Below are 17,084 nucleotides of genomic sequence, written 5' to 3'. Positions count from 1 at the left end.
GAGCGGCTCCAAGCTCACGGTCGGACTCGACTCAGCTTTCGTTTTGTTGTTGCGTCACGTCTACACGTAGTTTGAGCGGCTGGCCGGGGTGCAGTAGATTCTTCTGTCCCAGGTCGTTCCAGCGTCGAATGTCGGGGATATCCACGCCAAAGCGCTGGGCGATGCTGTAAAGGGAGTCTCCACGACGTACGGTATATGAGACGGTACGCACCTGCCCGTTGCCGCTTGGGGCCGAGAGAGTCGGGCTGGCCGAGGCGTACCGTGTCGGCTTAACCCATATGATGAGTTTCTTGCCAAGGTGTAGCGGGGAATGCGTGCTGATGCCGTTCCAGCGTGCCAACTGCTGGACACTCACGCGATAACGGCGAGCCAGATCCCACAGTGTGTCGCCGGAGCGAATGGTATGAGTCCGTCTCTGGCCGCGTCCCCTGGGCAGAGGATTGGTGACTTTGCGCGGGCCCCCGGCCAGTGCATAGACCCTGTATGGCCGGGATGAACGCGGTACGATCAGATAATGGCCCGCACGGATGGTGTTGCCCCGAAGGTGATTGCTCTGACGGATGATGGATATCGTCGTATGGTATTCGAGGGCGATCTGGCTGAGAGTGTCGCCCGGACGTACGCGATGCCGTATCCAGGTCACCCGTTCGCGTGAGGGAACCTTGGCCAAGGCCACCTTGAAGTCGGTGACGCGGCTTGCCGGCAGCAGCAGGCGGTGCGGGCCGTCCGGATCGGTTGCCCAACGGTTGTAGCCCGGGTTGAGCAGGTAGAGTTCCTTGAGCTGGATGCCGGCGAGTTTTGCGGCCAGTGCCATGTCGATCTGCGACTTGAGGTCGACGACCGCAAGATAGGGTTTGTCGGGAATCGGCCACAGCTGTACGGCGTACTTCTGCGGGTCTGCAACAATGGCTTTGACGGCCAGCAATTTGGGGACGTAGTGGCGTGTTTCGACCGGCAGATTGAGGTGCCAGAAATCGGTTGGGCGGTGGCGGCGCTGGTTATAGCGGATGGCGGCCTGAACGGTGCCCGCACCTGAGTTGTATGCAGCCAAGGCCAGCAGCCAACTGCCGAACTGGTCGTGGAGCAACTGCAAATAGTCCAGCGCTGCGTTGGTCGAGGCGTAGATGTCGCGGCGGCCGTCATACCACCAGTTCTGTTTGAGCCCGAAATGCAGCCCCGTCGACGGTGTGAACTGCCAGATGCCGGCTGCGCGGCTGCGCGAATAGGCGTAGGGAATGAAGGCGCTTTCGACGACTGGCAGCAGTGCGAGTTCGGTCGGCATGTGCCGCTTCTTCAACTGCTGGAGAATATAGTACAGGTAGGGCTCGGCGCGGGCCGTGACGCGCTCAAGATAGGCGGCGTGTTTGCTGTACCAGCCGAGTTCGGCCTGGACGCGCGGCCGCGAAGTGTCGGCGGGAAGGCCGAAGCCGGATCTGATGCTGGACCAGATGGTGGCGTCGTGTGGGGCCTGGGCCTTTGTGGCGCTCGCTTCCTTTAGCAGATCCGGAAACAGCGGCAACGGAGTTTCGGCTTCTGTCTTGACGATGTCCTCGGACTCGTCGGATGCGCCGGCCTGGGGTGAAGCAGTCTGTTTGCAGTTGCCGCTAGCCGCACTGGCAGGTTCGCGGCCTTCCGGGGTGACGACACCTTGCGTACACGGTGTTGTCCCGGCGACAGGGCCTCCGGTCTGGACAACGGCCTCTGCTTGCTGCTGGGTCGTCGACGACGACGTATCCATCGCCTGATGTCCTGGGAGCGCAGCGCAGCCTCCCAATGAGAGGGCTATAAGCAGGCTTGGAAGCGCTTTCGGCGAATGGACTTTTCTTAGGAATTTCATGCGCGCATAGCTTAACCGTGAAGTACTTCTGGAACAAGTTTTATAAGGTCGGACCGTCGCCGTTACACGGGGTATGCTTATGGCGTGTCGTAAGAAGGGGTGTCGGCAGCGGCGTGCTGGCCGGCGACTCGGCGCTGACGTTATGCTTTCGGCGCATGAGCGCTGACGATAGCAAGGGTGAAGTCATGGTGGGCGAGCAGGCGCTCGTGGAGTGGTATCGTAGCCCGCAGGGCCGCGAGGTCATGGGGCTGTTGCGTGCCGAGTTGGCCGAGCTGTTGGCCGAGCGTTTCGGATATCTGGGCGTTCAACTGGGCGGGGGCGGAATGGAGCCATCGCTGCTTGATTCCAGCCGCGTTCGCCAGCGTGAAGTGATAAGCTCGCTGCCCCAACGTGGGACGATACGTGCCTCGGCTCAAGCGCTGCCGCTGGCTTCGGAATGTGCCGATCTATTGTTGCTGGCGCATGTGCTGGAACGCACTGCGGACCCATATCCGCTGTTCCGGGAGCTGGAGCGTGTGCTGGTACCCGAAGGCGACGCGGTCATCCTCAGCTTCAATCCATGGGGTATCTGGGGCGTTTGGTCCTGGTTTACCGGCTCATTGCAGCGGGAAGGTCATGAGCCCTGGCGCGGGCGTTTTTATTCGACGCGAAGGGTCAAGGACTGGCTGCGGCTGTTGGGTTTCGAAATCGTCGAGGTGCGGCGTTTGGTGTACCGTCCGCCGTCTTGGCGCGGCTGGCTGGGGTGCAAGCTTCATTGGCTGGAGCGCGCAGGACCGCGCTGGTTCCCAGTGCTGGGCGGCGTGCAGATCATCGTCGCCCGTAAGCGGCGAACACGTATGACGCTGATTCGTCCACGCTGGCGTCGCCGGTCGGCGATTGCCAGTGGTGTGGTCAAACCGACTTCCAGGAGTATGTTTCGTGTCGACGACCGAGGTTGAAATATTCACCGACGGCGCTTGCCGGGGTAATCCGGGTCCCGGTGGCTGGGGGGCTCTGCTGAACTATGACGGTACCAAGCGCGAGATCTCCGGGGCCGAAGGTCAGACGACCAACAACCGTATGGAACTGCTCGCCGCGATCTCGGCGCTGGAAGCTCTCAAACGGCCCTGCAAGGTCGTGCTGACGACCGATTCCGTCTATGTTCGCGATGGCATCACGCGCTGGTTGGCAGGATGGAAGCGCAAGGGTTGGCGTACCGCGTCCGGTTCGCCGGTGAAGAATCAGGATTTATGGCAACAGTTGGACGCTGCCGCTGCGCGCCATGAGGTGCGCTGGGAATGGGTCAAGGGGCATGCCGGACATCCCGGCAACGAAGCTGCGGACCGCCTTGCCAATGAGGCGATCGACCGTATGCAGGGGGGCGGTGCGTAATGCTGGAAGCCCAGGTGTGGTGGGTGTTCGTGCCCGCGTCCTTGGCGCTGATCATTGCGCCGGGGCCGGATCTGGTGTTTCTTTTGGCGCAGGGCGTGCGGCGCGGGCGTAGCGCCGGGCTGGCCACGGCGTTCGGTCTGGCCAGCGGCAACTTGGTACATACCTTGGGTGCTGCGCTGGGTGTGTCGGTCATCTTTCGGACTTCTGCGCTGGCTTTCACCTTGCTGAAATTCGCCGGTGTACTGTATCTGCTCTATCTGGCTTGGCACGCTCTGCGTTCGGGGGCAACGCCGCCCGGAGGGGCGGCATCCCTTCAGGAGCGCTCGTTGGGGACACTGTTTCGGCGCGGCGTGTTGATGAACGTGCTAAACCCCAAGGTCGCATTGTTTTTCCTCGCGTTTCTGCCGCAGTTTGCGCATCCTGAGCTGGGTCCTGTAGGTTTGCAGATGCTGCTCCTGGGCGGCGTCTTTACTCTGTTGGTGATGGCGGTCTTCAGCGCGGCGGGTTGGTTTGCCGGAGTGCTGCGTCCCTGGTTGTCGCGGCGCGGCGTCAGCTTGAGACGACTTAGTGCCTGGCTGATGGCCGGAATCTATTCGGCGCTGGCGCTGCGCCTGGCGCTGGTGACCCGGTGAGAGCAGAAGGAGACATTGATGCGACAAGTCGTGCTGGATACGGAAACCACCGGCCTTGAGCCGCAGCAGGGGCATCGGATCATCGAAATCGGCTGTGTGGAACTGGAAAACCGCCGCCCCACGGGGCGTCATTTCCATCACTACATCCAGCCCGACCGCGAAGTGGACGAAGGCGCGCTGGCGGTCCACGGCATCAGCAACGAGTTTCTGGCCGACAAGCCGCGTTTCGAGGAGGTTGTCGACGAGTTCGTCGAATTCGTCCGCGGCAGTGAACTCGTCATCCACAATGCGCCGTTCGATATTGGCTTCCTGGACGCCGAACTTAGTCGTCTTGAGGGCCGCCATGCTCCGATGCAGGATCTGTGCTCGGTAACCGATTCGCTGGTGTTGGCGCGCCAGATGCACCCTGGCCAGCGCAACAGCCTGGATGCCTTGTGCAAGCGCTACGGCGTGAACAACGAGCACCGCGAGCTGCACGGCGCGTTGCTCGACGCCCGTATTCTGGCGGACGTGTATCTGGTCATGACGGGTGGCCAGACCAGTCTCTCGCTGGCGGCGCACGATGCCGAGGGCGACGGCGAAACGTCGGGCTCAACCGAGGGGATTCGCCGTCTGTCCGCCGAGCGGCCTCGGCTGCGGGTCGTCCGCGCCGCAGACGAAGAACTCGAACGCCATGCGGCGACGCTGGAGGCGATCGCCTCCGCAAACGGCGGACAGTGTCTGTGGAGCAGGGAAGAGGGCTGAGCGCGTTTCAGCGGGCGTGTTTGAGCAGGCGCTCGCGGTTGCGGCTCCACTCGCGTTCCCGTTCGGTGTCGCGCTTGTCGTGCTGCTTCTTGCCCTTGGCCAGGCCCAGTTCCAGCTTGGCGCGGCCGCGTTTCCAGTACATCGACAGGGGGACGAGGGCGTAACCCTTGCGCTCCACGGCGCCGATCAGGCGGTTGATCTCCTCGCGGTGCAGCAACAGTCGCCGGGTGCGTGTGGCATCGGGGCTAACGTGAGTCGAGGCGCTTGCCAGCGGCGAGAGATGCACGCCGAACAGCCAGACTTCGCCGTCGCGTACGAAGGCGTAGCTTTCGTTCAGTTGCACGCGGCCTGCGCGCAGGCTTTTGACTTCCCAGCCTTCGAATGAAATGCCAGCTTCGAAAGTGTCTTCGATGAAGTACTCATGACGCGCACGACGGTTCACCGCGATGGTTGCGGGGCCGGTCTTGGGTTTGTTCTTGCTCATCTCGCCATTATAGGGAATCTATGGACGATCCGTCCTGACGCATTGAGGCTTATGCGTCGATCGCGGACAATAAAGCCTTTTGCGCGGAGCAGTCTCTTATGCTGGGAATGCGGTGAGCGAACGCAAGTCGATACACGGTGAATGGTCCTCGCAGCTGGCGTTCTTCCTCGCGGCCACCGGCTCGGCGGTCGGACTGGGCAATATCTGGCAGTTTCCCTTCATCGACGGCAACAACGGCGGCGGGGCGTTTGTGCTGATCTATCTGGCCTGTATCGTGCTGATCGGGCTGCCTATCCTGATCGCCGAGGTTACGCTGGGCCGGCGTGGCCGTGAAAGCCCGGTCAATACGTTGCGTGGCCTGGCCCTCGACGAGGGGCGTAGCCGGGCCTGGGTGGGGGTCGGTTTCATCAGCATGGTGTCCGGCATCATCATCCTGTCTTTCTACAGCGTGGTCGCCGGCTGGAGTCTCGACTATCTGCTGCTGAGCTTGCGTGGCGCTTATGCCGGTGCATCACCCGATCGCGTCAGTCGCATGTTTGCCGGACTGACCGCGAACCCGTGGCGGCAGATGTTCTGGTTCACCCTGTTTCTCGCCGTTAGTCTATGGTTCTCGGCGCGCGGCGTTCGCGCGGGTCTGGAGCGGGCCGCGCGCATCATGATGCCGCTGCTGTTCGCGCTGTTGCTGTTGCTGGTCGTCTATGCGCTGATCGTCGGTGATGCGGGTGCCGCCTTCAGTTATCTGTTCAGTCCTGATTTCTCCCGTCTCGACGGACAGGCGGTGCTGCTGGCCATGGGGCATTCCTTTTTCACTCTGAGCCTCGGGATCGGAGCGATGATGGTCTATGGCGCGTATACCCCCAACAACGTTTCGATCTTTCGGGTCAGCATATGGGTCGCGGTTGCCGATACCGGTGTCGCTCTGTTCGCCGGTATGGCGATTTTTTCGTTGGTCTTCGCAAAGGGGTTGGCGCCGGCTCAGGGGCCTGGGCTGATCTTTACCACGTTGCCGGTGGCGTTCGGCGCAATGCCGCTGGGGAGCTTGTTCGGTGCTGCGTTCTTCGCTGTTTTGGTGCTTGCGGCGTGGACATCCGCCGTATCGATGATCGAGCCGACGGTCGCTTGGTTGGAGGAGCGCGGGTGGGTGCGCATGAGGGCCGTACTCGCGGTCGGTGCTGTGGTCTGGCTGCTGGGCATGGTGCTGGACTTCTCATTCAACATTTGGTCCGGCGTGGCGTGGCAGGGCAGAACCCTGTTCGAGCTGTTTAACTTCGTCAGCTCGGATATCATGCTGCCCCTTGGGGGATTTCTGATCGCGTTGTTCGCCGGTTGGATGGTGTCCGAACGTTCGCTGCGCAGGGAATTGGGCGTGAGCCGTCCGCTGTTGCGCCTATGGCTGCTGGTACTGCGGTACGTGACGCCAGTCGGAGTGCTGCTGATCTTTTTGAATGCCCTGGGACTGATTCGGGGAGCTTTATGACGACATTGAGCCGTAGTGCGCTGGTGCCTTATGCGCCGTACGAAATGTATGCGCTGGTTAACGAGATCGAGCGCTATCCGGAGTTCCTGCCGTGGTGTAAGTCCACGCAGATCCACGAACGCAGCGAGGACGAGGTGCGTGCGACCATCGACATGGCCAAGGGCAGCATGCGCAAGTCGTTCACTACACGCAACAACATGCAGAACGACAAGATGATAGAGATCAGCCTGGTCGATGGGCCGTTCAGTCACTTGCATGGCTTCTGGCGTTTCGACTTGCTGGGGGAGAAGGCCTGCAAGGTATCGCTGGATATCGAGTTCGATTTCTCCAATCGTCTGCTTGGCCTCGCGGTGGGGCCGATGTTCGGGCAGATCGTCGCCTCGCTGGTCGATGCCTTCGTCAAGCGTGCGCGAGATGTGTACGGGCCTCGGTGAATACGGAGGCAAGATGAAAGCGCCCGATTGTCAGGCATATTTTATGGTTGAGGTGGCCTATGCAAGGCCGGATCGGCAGCTGCTTCTGTCTCTGCCGGCCCATGCAGGTATGCGCCTGGATGAAGCCGTGCGGCGCTCAGGCGTACTCGAGCGGTATCCGGAGATCGATCTGGAACATTGTCGAATCGGCGTATTCGGCAAGCTGCGTCGGCCTGATGACCGGGTGCGCCCTGGTGACCGTATTGAGATTTACCGATCATTGATCGCCGACCCGAAGGAAAGCCGGCGACGGCGCGCTGCGCGGCCGGCTTGAGGGCGGCTGGTGGCCGGGGATATGCCACGAGGCCGTGGCCTTCTCTACGGTTTTTGTTTCGTTTTTTCGCCGCCTCTGACGATGCGCACGAGATGCTTGTCGGCGAAATAGAGAGTTAAGTGTTTGGTGATGGTTTTGCCGAAGCTCGGCTGGTCGTAGTAGGTGTAGTCCCAGCGGTTGGGATTGAAGGCGTCAACCAATAGCGGCTCGCCCAGAATGAAACGCACCTGGGATTCGCTCATGCCGGTTTTGAGCTGGGCCAGCGCCTGCTTGTCGACGACGTTGCCCTGCTGTATGGGAGGGCGATAGCCTTGGAACCAGCCGCAGCCGCCCAGTGCTAGAATGAGGGCCGCGATAAGCGAAATGCGTATGTGTTTCATTCGTGTTCGTCTGGAGTGCATGCGGAGCGTATCATAGCAGGTTGTGGTTCTGCGGAGTCGGCGAGGCGGGTCCGGAGGCTTGCGGCCATCGTATCAGGCGAGGAGGGCGTATGCCGACATCCGAGGGGCAGGAACTCAAGCGAGCGGGGCTGAAGGTGACCCTGCCGCGCATGAAGATATTGGAAATACTGGAAACGGCAGAACCGAGTCATTTGACCGCCGAGGACATTTACCGGCGTTTGCTGGAGTCCGGCGAGGAGATTGGTCTGGCTACGGTGTACCGAGTGCTGACGCAGTTCGAGGCCGCCGACCTTGTTCACCGCCACCATTTCGAAGGTGGGCAGGCGGTTTTCGAACTCGATCGCGGGCATCATCACGATCATATCGTGTGCGTGGAATGCGGCCACGTCGAGGAGTTCTACGACGAGATGATCGAGGCCAGGCAGAAAGCAGTTGCCGCCGAGGCCGGTTTCGAGATCAGCGATCATTCGCTGATCCTGTATGGGCGCTGCAAGCGGCCTGATTGTCCGAACCGGCGCGATGCGTTGACCTAGTCGGTGCATTGGTGGTCCGCTGTTTGTTCGCGGCGGAACTGAGTTGAAACTCGTTGTATCGGGATGGCTGAGCCATTTTGAGTACGAGTCGCTGCCCTGTTTTTGGTCAGGGCATGCGTGGCGCTGAAGCATTTCTAAAGCCCTTTTGCTCGGCTGTTGAAGGGGGCGTGAATCAGCGCTGGTGGTTCTGGTCTTGTGCGTCTCGATGCGATGCACTCGTTGGCTGTGGCAGCTTGTTTCGGGTGCGATTTGAAGTATGGGGATTCTCTCTGAATTAGCGATGTACCCGAAACGGGCCTCGGAGCTAAAAACAGGAAAAGATTTTGCCGACACCTCAATTCCCGCTCGAAATCACTCCCAAGCGTTCAACGCAGATGCTGATTCCGTTCGGGAAAGAGGCAAACACCTTCAAGCGTCAGCCTGCGCGATCCGTAGCATCTCTTTGGCGTGGGCGCGCGTCTGTTCGGTCATACGCATGCCGCCAAGCATGCGCGCCAGCTCTTCGATACGGGTGGCCGGTTCGGCGAGCCTGAGAATCTGCGTCTGGGTGGAGTTGCTGCCCTTGACCTTGCTGACGGCAAGATGGTGATGCGCCTGCGCGGCGACCTGCGGCAGATGCGTGACGCAGAGTACCTGATGGCGGCTGCCCAGCGAGCGCAGCATGCGGCCGACCACTTCGGCGACGCCGCCACCGATGCCGCTGTCGACTTCATCGAAAATCAGCGTCGGGATGCGCTTGTCGTGAGTCGCGGCAAGCTGTATAGCCAGGCTGATACGAGACAGTTCGCCGCCTGAGGCGACCTTGGCCAGAGCTTGCTGTGGCTGGCCCGGATTGGCGCTGACCTTGAATTCGATGCGATCGCAGCCATGTGCCGTGGGTGGGCCGTCCGGCGTGCTGGTGACTTCGACGCTGAAGCGGCCGCCTTCCATGCCTAACGTCTGCATCGCCTCGGTTACGCTGCGTTCGAGTGTGGCGGCGCTATTGCGCCGGGCCGCGCTGATTGCGTCTGCCTGCGTCCGCCAGGTGGCTTCGCTCGTCTCCAATTCGGCGGCCAGTTCGATCCGCCGCGCGTCGGCGTGCGCGAGTCCGTCCAGTTCGGCGCTCAGTTCATTGAGGCGCCCGGCAAGTTCCTCCGGTTCACAGCGGTGTTTGCGCGCCAGCGACTGGAGTTGGGCGATGCGGGTCTCGACGGCGTCGAGGCGTTCCGGGTCGAGTTGCAGGCCGTCGAGGTAGTGGCGCAGCTCTCCGGCGGCTTCGTCGATCTCGATCTGGGCGTTGCGCAACAGCTCCACGCTGGCGCCGAGTGCGGCATCGTGACGGCCGGCCTCCTCGAGCGCACCGAGCGCCTGGGTCAGGAGGCTGTGCACGTCCGGTTCGCCGTCGAACAGGAGGGAATGAGTTTGCTGTACGTTTTCCAGCAGCTGTCCCGCGTGCGCTAGACGCTCATGCTGCTCGGACAGTTCGGCGAATTCGCCGGCAACCGGGGCGGCCGTTTGCAACTCGTCGACCTGAAACGTCAGGAAGTCGAGGCGTTCCTGACGCTGGTCGTCGGCGAGGCTCATGGCATCCAGACGTTCGCGCAGCCGCTGCCAGGCGCGGAATTGCCCGGCGAGGGTCAGCAATGCGTCGGCGTGCCCTGCCTGCAGGTCGAGTATGTCGCGTTGGTGATCACGATGCCCTAGGACTTGATGTGCGTGCTGGCCATGGATGCTGACCAACTGCTCGCCGAGTTCACGCAGCATCTGCAGTGTGGCCGGTGAGCCGTTGAGGTAAGCGCGCGAGCGTCCGTCCTGGCCGATGACGCGGCGCACCACGCATTCTTCGCCCGTATCGAGGTCGCGCTCGGCGAGCCAGGTCTGGGCGTCGGGAACGTCGGCAAGATCGAGCGTTGCGCTGATCTCCGCGCGTTCGCGGCCGGCGCGTACCACGCTGCTGTCGGCACGATCGCCGAGAACCAGGCCGATGGCGTCGACCAGGATCGATTTTCCGGCGCCGGTCTCGCCGGTCAGTGCGGTCATGCCGCCTTCCAGATCGAGTTCGAGCCGGTCGATGATGGCGAAATCGCGAATCAGGATGTGAGTGAGCATACGTATCCGTCAACGGCGAGAAACAGGGTGCTGATACTCGTCGTATCAGACATGAACGAGCCGCATTTGTCTAACCGGCATCGCTTCGCAGTCAATTCCGCCACCTCAGTGCTTCTCACCCCAGCGCAGCTTGGCGCGCAGGATGTGAAAATGGTCGTAGTCGGGTGGGTGCAGCAGGCGCAGCATGGCGGGTTTCTGCCGGATGCGGATGCGGTCGCCGGGCTGCAGCCTGGTGGTCGTGTGCCCGTCGAAGGCGACTTGCGACGCGGTTTGGTTCTGCTCGTACAGCACAATCTCGATCTGCGACTGGGCGCCGATGACGATTGGGCGGTTGCTCAGCGTATGCGGGCAGATCGGCACCAGCAGAATGGCCGCGAGCGCCGGGCTGATGACGGGCCCCCCGGCCGAAAGCGCATAGGCGGTGGAGCCTGTGGGGGTGGATACGACGAGCCCGTCCGCACGCTGGCTGTTGACGAAGCGGTGGTCGACGAAGGTGTCGAACTCGATCATGCGTACTACTTCGTGGCTGTGGAGGACGACGTCGTTGAGAGCATCCTGTCGGGTTACCAGGGTGCCGTCGCGCCAGACTTCGCTGTGCAGCAAGGCGCGGGATTCCTCCACGAAGTGTCCGGCTAGGATGGTGTCGATCACCGGCAACATGCGTTCTGGCAAGACGTCGACCAGGAAGCCGAGGCGCCCGAGATTGACGCCGACCAACGGTACGTCGTCGTCGGCCAGCGAGCGGCTTGCATTGAGCAGGGTGCCGTCGCCCCCGACCACGATGGCTAGGTCGCAGCGCTGCCCGATGGTGGCTCGGGAATGCAGTGTCTCGGTGGGCAGCAGTCCCTCGGCGCTTTCGTCCAGCAGTGTTTCGTAGGCGTGTTCCCGCAAGTGCTCAAGCAACTGTGCGAGCGGTGTCGCGAGGCGGGGGTCGTCGCGCTTCGCGATGACGCCGATAGTCTGAAATGGCTTCATAAACAGTTGCTTGTCTGTTGTTTGGTGGATTGTCTTGACAGCTTGCGGGTCTATTGTAATGATCCTGAGCGACTTGTTGCACACATCAGCGCAATGGCGCAGACAACGCAGAACTTCCAAAACGACAGTGCGCTGAATGATCGCTCCCTACGCATCCTCAAGGTGCTTGTGGAGGAGTACATTCGCCATGGACAGCCGATCGGATCGGGGACTTTGTCGCGTACTTCGGGGCTGAAGCTCAGCTCCGCGACGGTGCGCAATGTCGTTGCCGACCTGGAGGCTATGGGGTTCGTGCGCTCGCCGCATACTTCCGCCGGCCGTGTTCCCACCGCGCTAGGCTACCGCCTGTTCGTCGATACGTTGCTCAAGCAGTGTCCACCCGTTGCCGGGGATTTGAAGCGCATGCGCGTCCAGTTGGATCCGGATCGCGCTGCCGGCGATCTGGTCGAGTCGGCCTCCGACGTACTGTCAGGCATCACTCATCTGGCCGGAGTGGTGACTCTGCCCCGCGGCATTCAGTCCGCCTTACGACAGATCGAATTCCTGCCGCTGTCCGGGCAGCGCGTGCTGGCCATTCTGGTGATGAATCAGCGTGATGTGCAGAACAGGATCATTCAGCTCGACCGCGATTATTCGAAGTCCGAGCTGGAGCAAATGGCCAACTACCTCAATACGCATTTCGCCGGTCGCGACCTGCGCGCGATTCGTGGCGAACTGCTGCGCGAACTCGATGAGATGCGCGCGGACATGGACCGCCTGATGCGCAGCGCTATCGAACTGGGCGGCAAGGCGCTGGCCGACGAAGAGCCCGGAGAGGGCGGTTACATACTGGCGGGGCAGGGTAATCTGCTCGAATACCAGGAGCTGGCGGATCTGGATCGCCTGCGCGCGCTGTTCTCGGCGTTTGCCGAGCGGCGCAAGATACTGCATCTGCTGGACAAGAGCGCCAGCGCCGAGGATGTGCAGATATTCATCGGCCACGAATCGGGTTACGACGTGTTCGACTATCTGAGCGTGGTCGCGGCGCCGTACACCGTCAACGGCGAGGTGATTGGCGTGCTTGGCGTGATCGGGCCGACGCGCATGCCCTACGACCGGGTGATCCCGGTGGTGGATATTACGGCCCGCATGCTCGGAGAAGCGCTCGATTCGCGGAGCTGAGACGCGCACGCGCGCGTCGGTCATGGCGCATACCCTTGAAGTTTTTTCCCCTGACCCCAGTTACTGGCGGGATCGCCGGATTCCCTTCGCGGAGTCCGCGTGTCGCGATTATTCAATGGGAACTTGGAGCAATCACTCATGAGTGAAAAGAATCCACAGGAACGCGACGAAACGCAGTCGCCCGAAGAGGTCGCCACCGAGCAGGCCCCGGGGGATGCGCTCGACGTCCTGCAACGGGATCTCGAGGCCATGGAGGACAAGGCGAAGGAGCATTGGGACCAGTTTCTGCGCACCCAGGCCGAGTTGGAGAACCTGCGCCGCCGTGCCGAGCGTGATCTGGAGAATGCGCACAAATACGCTTTGGAGCGTTTCGCCGGCGAACTGCTGCCGGTCAAGGACAGCCTCGAGATGGGCCTGGACGCCGCAGCCGGCGGCGAGGCCGAGAAAATTCGCGAGGGTATGGAGCTGACGCTGCGCATGCTGACGCAAGTGCTCGAGAAGTTCGGCATCCAGGAGATCAATCCCGCTGGCGAGCGCTTCGACCCCGAACGCCACCAGGCGATGACGGCGCAGCCCACCGACGAATGTCCGCCGAACACCGTGCTGACGGTCATGCAGAAGGGTTATCTGTTGAACGACCGCCTGCTGCGGCCGGCCATGGTAATGGTCTCGAAAGCGCCGGAGTGAGGGCGCAGGGCGGAGCGCCTTGAATTTTCGGGCTGCGCCCCAACGATTTATTCCAACGTTTCACCAGAAATTCCGAATATCAGGTTGGAGAACACAAGACATGGGTAAGATCATCGGTATCGACCTCGGCACCACGAACTCCTGCGTTGCGGTGATGGAGGGCGGCAAGGCCAAGGTCATCGAAAACAGCGAAGGCGACCGCACCACGCCGTCGATCATCGCGTTCGGCGACGAGGAGGTGCTGGTCGGCCAGTCGGCCAAACGCCAGGCCGTCACCAATCCCACCAATACCTTGTTCGCGGTCAAGCGCCTGATCGGGCGCCGCTTCGACGAGCGCGAGGTACAGAAGGACATCAAGCTCGTTCCCTACCAGATCGTCAAGGCCGACAACGGCGACGCCTGGGTCGAGGCCAGAGGCAAGAAGATGGCGCCGCCCGAGGTCTCCGCGCGCGTGCTGATGAAGATGAAGAAGACGGCGGAAGACTATCTCGGCGAGCCCGTGACCGAGGCGGTCATCACTGTGCCGGCCTATTTCAACGACTCGCAGCGCCAGGCGACCAAGGATGCCGGCAAGATCGCCGGGCTGGAAGTCAAGCGCATCATCAATGAGCCGACTGCCGCTGCACTGGCCTTCGGTATGGACAAGAAGGGTGGCGACCGCAAGATCGCGGTTTACGATCTGGGCGGCGGCACCTTCGATATCTCCATCATCGAGATCGCTGACGTTGACGGCGAGATGCAGTTCGAGGTGCTGGCGACCAACGGCGACACCTTCCTCGGCGGTGAGGACTTCGACATGAGGCTCATCGACTACCTGGCCGATGAGTTCAAGAAGGAGCAGGGCATCGACCTGCGCGGCGATCCGCTGGCCATGCAGCGCCTCAAGGAAGCTGCCGAGAAGGCCAAGATCGAGCTGTCTTCCGCGCAGCAGACCGAGGTCAACCTGCCCTACGTCACCGCCGACCAGACCGGCCCCAAGCACCTGAATGTCAAGGTTACGCGTGCCAAGCTCGAGTCTCTGGTCGAGGAACTGCTCACCCGCTCAATCGAACCCTGCAAGCTCGCGCTCAAGGATGCCGGTCTGTCGACCTCCGAGGTCGACGACGTCATCCTGGTCGGCGGTCAGACCCGTATGCCGAAGGTGCAGGAAGCGGTCAAGGACTTTTTCGGCAAGGAGCCGCGCAGGGACGTCAACCCGGACGAGGCTGTGGCCATCGGTGCGGCGATCCAGGGTGGGGTGCTCGGCGGCGACGTCAAGGACGTGTTGCTGCTCGACGTCACTCCGCTGTCGCTGGGCATCGAGACCCTGGGCGGCGTGATGACCAAACTCATCGAACGCAACACCACGATCCCGACCAAGGCGAACCAGGTGTTCTCCACCGCTGACGACAACCAGACGGCGGTGACGGTGCACGTGCTACAGGGCGAACGCGAGAGTGCGGCGAACAACAAGTCGCTGGGACGCTTCGATTTGGCCGATATTCCGCCGGCTCCGCGAGGCGTGCCGCAGATCGAGGTCACCTTCGATATTGATGCCAACGGCATTCTCAACGTGTCCGCCAAGGACAAGGCTACAGGCAAAGAGCAGTCGATCGTCATCAAGGCCTCCTCCGGCCTGTCCGACGACGAGATCGACAATATGGTCAAGGATGCCGAGGCGCACCGCGACGAGGATAAGAAGTTCCAGGAGTTGGTGGCCGTGCGCAATCAGGCCGACAACCTGGTCCACGCCACCGAAAAGTCGCTTAAGGAAAACAGCGACAAGATCTCGGACGAGGAGAAGGCTGAAGTCGAGCAGGCGGTCGAAGCTTTGCGAGAAGCGCTCAAGAGCGACGACAAGGACGCCATCGACGCCAAGACTCAGGCTCTGGGCGAGGCTTCCGGCAAGATCGCCGAGAAGCTCTACAGTCAGGATGCGGCGGCTGGAGCCGGTGAGGCGGAAGCCTCGGCGCAGGGCGCGTCGGAGTCCAAGAAGGATGACGACGTGGTTGATGCGGAGTTCGAAGAGGTCAAGGAAAACAAGAAGTAAGTGAGTCGAGGCGGCGATTTTCGGGCCGCCGTCAAAACGATCCGTCGGGGGTGGTGGTTCGGCATTGGAAAAGCAATGCCTGAATCCCGCCCCCGACGTTTGATCGTCGACGCTGCAGGCGGCATGGTTCCGGATCAACGGAGTCGGCGCAGTGACCGGCAATGTTTCTCGGGGTTTTCAGTACACATATGTCAAAACGCGATTATTACGAAGTGTTGGGTGTGGAGCGCACGGCAACCGACGCCGAACTGAAGAAGGCGTATCGCCGTCTGGCGATGAAATACCATCCGGATCGCAACCCGGACGACGAAGAGGCCATGGAGCATTTCAAAGAGGCCAAAGAGGCCTATGAGGTGCTTTCCGATGCGCAGAAGCGAGCCGCTTACGATCAGTTCGGCCATGCCGGGGTGGATCCGGGAGCGGCTGGAGGCGGAGCCGGCTTCGGCGGCGCCGGCTTCGGCGACATCTTCGGGGATATTTTCGGTGACATCTTCGGCGGAGGGCGCGGCGGTCGTGAGCGCGCCTATCGCGGTTCGGATCTGCAGTACAACCTCGATCTGACGCTTGAGGAGGCCGTGTTCGGCACCGAGGTGCAGATCCGCGTGCCAACCGTCGTCGCTTGCGAGACCTGCGGCGGTAGCGGCGCGAAGCCGGGTACCAGTCCTCAGACCTGCTCGACCTGCGGGGGTGTTGGCCAGGTGCGCATCCAGCAGGGTTTCTTCTCCGTTCAGCAGACTTGCCCGCGTTGTCACGGTAGCGGACAGGTGATCAGCGACCCGTGCGCGGCCTGCCACGGCGAGGGACGTGTGCGCGAGTCCAAGACTCTGTCGGTCAAGGTCCCGGCCGGGGTCGACACCGGCGACCGCATTCGGCTCGCCGGCGAGGGCGAGGCGGGCGTGAACGGTGGTCCCGCGGGGGACCTCTACGTACAGATTCGCGTCAAGCCGCACAAGATATTCACCCGCCAGGGTGATGACTTGCAGTGTGATGTGCCGATCAGCTTCGCCACTGCCGCTTTGGGTGGCGAGATCGATGTTCCCACGCTGGGCGGACGGGCTAAACTCAAGATTCCAGCGGAAACGCAGAGCAACCGACAGTTCCGTTTGCGTGGCAAGGGCATCAAGCCTGTGCGTGGCGGCCCTGAAGGGGATCTGCTGTGTCGCGTGAGCGTGGAGACGCCGGTTAATCTGACGCGTGAACAGAAGGAGATGCTGCAGTCCTTCGAGGACTCGCTCAGGAGTGGCGGAAAACGGCACAATCCGCAGGCACACGGCTGGTTGGATGGTGTGAAGGGCTTTTTCGAAGACCTTAAATCCTGGCTGCATTGAGGGGCTGGTCCGGCTCCCGTTTCCAGGGTGGTCAGGTTTCACAGCCTTGAAAGGGGGAGTTATGAGCGACGACAATCATGTGCGTGCGAAATTGGAGCGCGAGCGAGTGGATGACGGACGGCGGCGGTTGTTGGGCGGCGGCGTCATCGCCGGCGCCGGCCTGGTCGGGTTGGCTTCGGCGCGGGTGGCGCAGGCCTCCGACGAACTCCGCTTCCCGGGCGACCCGGCTGCGCACAAGGTCGTGTATCAGTTCAACAAGATTGATGCCGATTACCAGGAGCATGTGTTGTTCTCGGTCGGCGCCTTGCTGCGCGCCTATCCGGACAACGTGGACATCGCGGTGGTCGCGTTCGGACCCGGCATACATATTCTTGGCAAGCACCCGCAACGCCCGGTCAGCGAGTTGACCCGCCAGCGCGTATCGAGCCTTGCGCAGTACGGTGTGCAGTTCCACGCCTGTGGCAATACGATGAAGAGCCTGAAGTGGACCGATGCGGACCTGCTGCCGTTCGCCAAGCGGGTCGAGGTCGGTGCGGCGGATCTGATGGAGTTGCAGGAGCAGGGTTATGCCTACATCAGTTGGTGACAAA

The 17,084-nt window shown here is 61.9% G+C and carries 18 protein-coding genes; 13 read left to right on the top strand and 5 right to left on the bottom strand.

The features are described from left to right. Window positions 1–31 precede the first annotated feature (31 nt). On the bottom strand, window positions 32–1,738 hold the full coding sequence (locus tag P8014_RS01860; RefSeq protein WP_337815611.1) for a LysM peptidoglycan-binding domain-containing protein: 1,707 nt from the start codon (window positions 1,736–1,738) through the stop codon (window positions 32–34). 254 nt (window positions 1,739–1,992) lie between these two features. Between P8014_RS01860 and P8014_RS01855 the strand changes: the two genes are divergently transcribed. Genes P8014_RS01855 through dnaQ form a run of 4 tightly spaced genes read left to right on the top strand, consistent with a single transcriptional unit; the run spans window position 1,993 to window position 4,584 of the window. Further along, on the top strand, window positions 1,993–2,775 hold the full coding sequence (locus P8014_RS01855) for a methyltransferase domain-containing protein (protein ID WP_337815610.1): 783 nt from the start codon (window positions 1,993–1,995) through the stop codon (window positions 2,773–2,775). Beyond that, window positions 2,756–3,208 carry a ribonuclease HI gene (gene rnhA, locus P8014_RS01850; RefSeq protein ID WP_337815609.1) on the top strand — a complete coding sequence of 151 codons (453 nt, stop codon included), beginning with the start codon at window positions 2,756–2,758 and terminating at the stop codon, window positions 3,206–3,208. Before P8014_RS01855 ends, rnhA begins: the two co-directional genes overlap by 20 nt. Further along, complete coding sequence (locus P8014_RS01845; RefSeq protein WP_337815608.1) at window positions 3,208–3,840, top strand: LysE family translocator; 633 nt, start codon at window positions 3,208–3,210, stop codon at window positions 3,838–3,840. Before rnhA ends, P8014_RS01845 begins: the two co-directional genes overlap by 1 nt. Window positions 3,841–3,858: 18 nt before the next feature. Then, the gene (gene dnaQ, locus P8014_RS01840) at window positions 3,859–4,584 is read left to right on the top strand and encodes a DNA polymerase III subunit epsilon (protein WP_337815607.1); all 726 of its coding nucleotides are present in this window, start codon (window positions 3,859–3,861) and stop codon (window positions 4,582–4,584) included. A gap of 7 nt (window positions 4,585–4,591) precedes the next feature. On the opposite strand, the gene smpB is transcribed toward dnaQ, so the two are convergent. Next, window positions 4,592–5,068 (bottom strand): SsrA-binding protein SmpB, encoded by a 477-nt coding sequence (smpB, locus tag P8014_RS01835; protein WP_337815606.1) that lies wholly within the window; start codon window positions 5,066–5,068, stop codon window positions 4,592–4,594. Window positions 5,069–5,180: 112 nt separating this feature from the next. On the opposite strand from smpB, the gene P8014_RS01830 reads away from it, so the two are divergent. The 3 genes from P8014_RS01830 to P8014_RS01820 are packed head-to-tail and all read left to right on the top strand — an operon-like array spanning window position 5,181 to window position 7,292. After that, window positions 5,181–6,545, top strand: a complete 1,365-nt coding sequence (locus P8014_RS01830; protein ID WP_337815605.1) for a sodium-dependent transporter — start codon at window positions 5,181–5,183, stop codon at window positions 6,543–6,545. Next, window positions 6,542–6,979 (top strand): type II toxin-antitoxin system RatA family toxin, encoded by a 438-nt coding sequence (locus P8014_RS01825; RefSeq protein WP_337815604.1) that lies wholly within the window; start codon window positions 6,542–6,544, stop codon window positions 6,977–6,979. The genes P8014_RS01830 and P8014_RS01825 overlap by 4 nt, the downstream gene beginning before the upstream one ends. Before the next feature lie 13 nt (window positions 6,980–6,992). After that, complete coding sequence (locus tag P8014_RS01820; protein ID WP_337815603.1) at window positions 6,993–7,292, top strand: RnfH family protein; 300 nt, start codon at window positions 6,993–6,995, stop codon at window positions 7,290–7,292. A 44-nt stretch (window positions 7,293–7,336) separates the two neighbouring features. Here the strand turns inward: P8014_RS01820 and P8014_RS01815 are convergent, their stop codons facing one another. Next, window positions 7,337–7,672: an outer membrane protein assembly factor BamE gene (locus tag P8014_RS01815; RefSeq protein ID WP_337815602.1), complete on the bottom strand. Its 336-nt coding sequence runs from the start codon at window positions 7,670–7,672 to the stop codon at window positions 7,337–7,339. A 110-nt stretch (window positions 7,673–7,782) separates the two neighbouring features. Here P8014_RS01815 and fur point away from each other — a divergent pair, with 110 nt between their 5' ends. Continuing rightward, window positions 7,783–8,226 carry a ferric iron uptake transcriptional regulator gene (gene fur / locus P8014_RS01810; protein ID WP_337815601.1) on the top strand — a complete coding sequence of 148 codons (444 nt, stop codon included), beginning with the start codon at window positions 7,783–7,785 and terminating at the stop codon, window positions 8,224–8,226. 408 nt (window positions 8,227–8,634) lie between these two features. On the opposite strand, the gene recN is transcribed toward fur, so the two are convergent. Continuing rightward, window positions 8,635–10,314 (bottom strand): DNA repair protein RecN, encoded by a 1,680-nt coding sequence (recN, locus tag P8014_RS01805; RefSeq protein WP_337815600.1) that lies wholly within the window; start codon window positions 10,312–10,314, stop codon window positions 8,635–8,637. Window positions 10,315–10,419: 105 nt separating this feature from the next. Continuing rightward, on the bottom strand, window positions 10,420–11,289 hold the full coding sequence (locus tag P8014_RS01800; protein ID WP_337815599.1) for an NAD(+) kinase: 870 nt from the start codon (window positions 11,287–11,289) through the stop codon (window positions 10,420–10,422). A gap of 93 nt (window positions 11,290–11,382) precedes the next feature. Between P8014_RS01800 and hrcA the strand changes: the two genes are divergently transcribed. The 5 genes from hrcA to P8014_RS01775 all read left to right on the top strand — a co-directional run bounded on the left by hrcA (window position 11,383) and on the right by P8014_RS01775 (window position 17,080). After that, entirely contained in the window at window positions 11,383–12,450 is a 1,068-nt protein-coding gene (gene hrcA / locus P8014_RS01795; RefSeq protein ID WP_337815598.1) for a heat-inducible transcriptional repressor HrcA, read from the top strand. A gap of 138 nt (window positions 12,451–12,588) precedes the next feature. Further along, window positions 12,589–13,137, top strand: a complete 549-nt coding sequence (grpE, locus tag P8014_RS01790) for a nucleotide exchange factor GrpE (RefSeq protein ID WP_337815597.1) — start codon at window positions 12,589–12,591, stop codon at window positions 13,135–13,137. Window positions 13,138–13,237: 100 nt separating this feature from the next. After that, entirely contained in the window at window positions 13,238–15,166 is a 1,929-nt protein-coding gene (gene dnaK / locus P8014_RS01785) for a molecular chaperone DnaK (protein WP_337815596.1), read from the top strand. A gap of 188 nt (window positions 15,167–15,354) precedes the next feature. Then, window positions 15,355–16,494 (top strand): molecular chaperone DnaJ, encoded by a 1,140-nt coding sequence (gene dnaJ / locus P8014_RS01780; protein ID WP_337815595.1) that lies wholly within the window; start codon window positions 15,355–15,357, stop codon window positions 16,492–16,494. A 61-nt stretch (window positions 16,495–16,555) separates the two neighbouring features. Further along, a complete protein-coding gene (locus tag P8014_RS01775; protein ID WP_337815594.1) occupies window positions 16,556–17,080 on the top strand; it encodes a DsrE family protein in 525 nt (174 codons plus the stop codon). The last annotated feature ends 4 nt before the right edge of the window (window positions 17,081–17,084 follow it).

Origin of the sequence: Acidihalobacter sp., from assembly GCF_037381185.1 — a bacterium.
GTDB lineage: Bacteria > Pseudomonadota > Gammaproteobacteria > DSM-5130 > Acidihalobacteraceae > Acidihalobacter_A.
The sequence above is the reverse complement of the archived record's forward strand: the minus strand, read 5'-3'. Positions and strand labels throughout refer to the sequence as shown.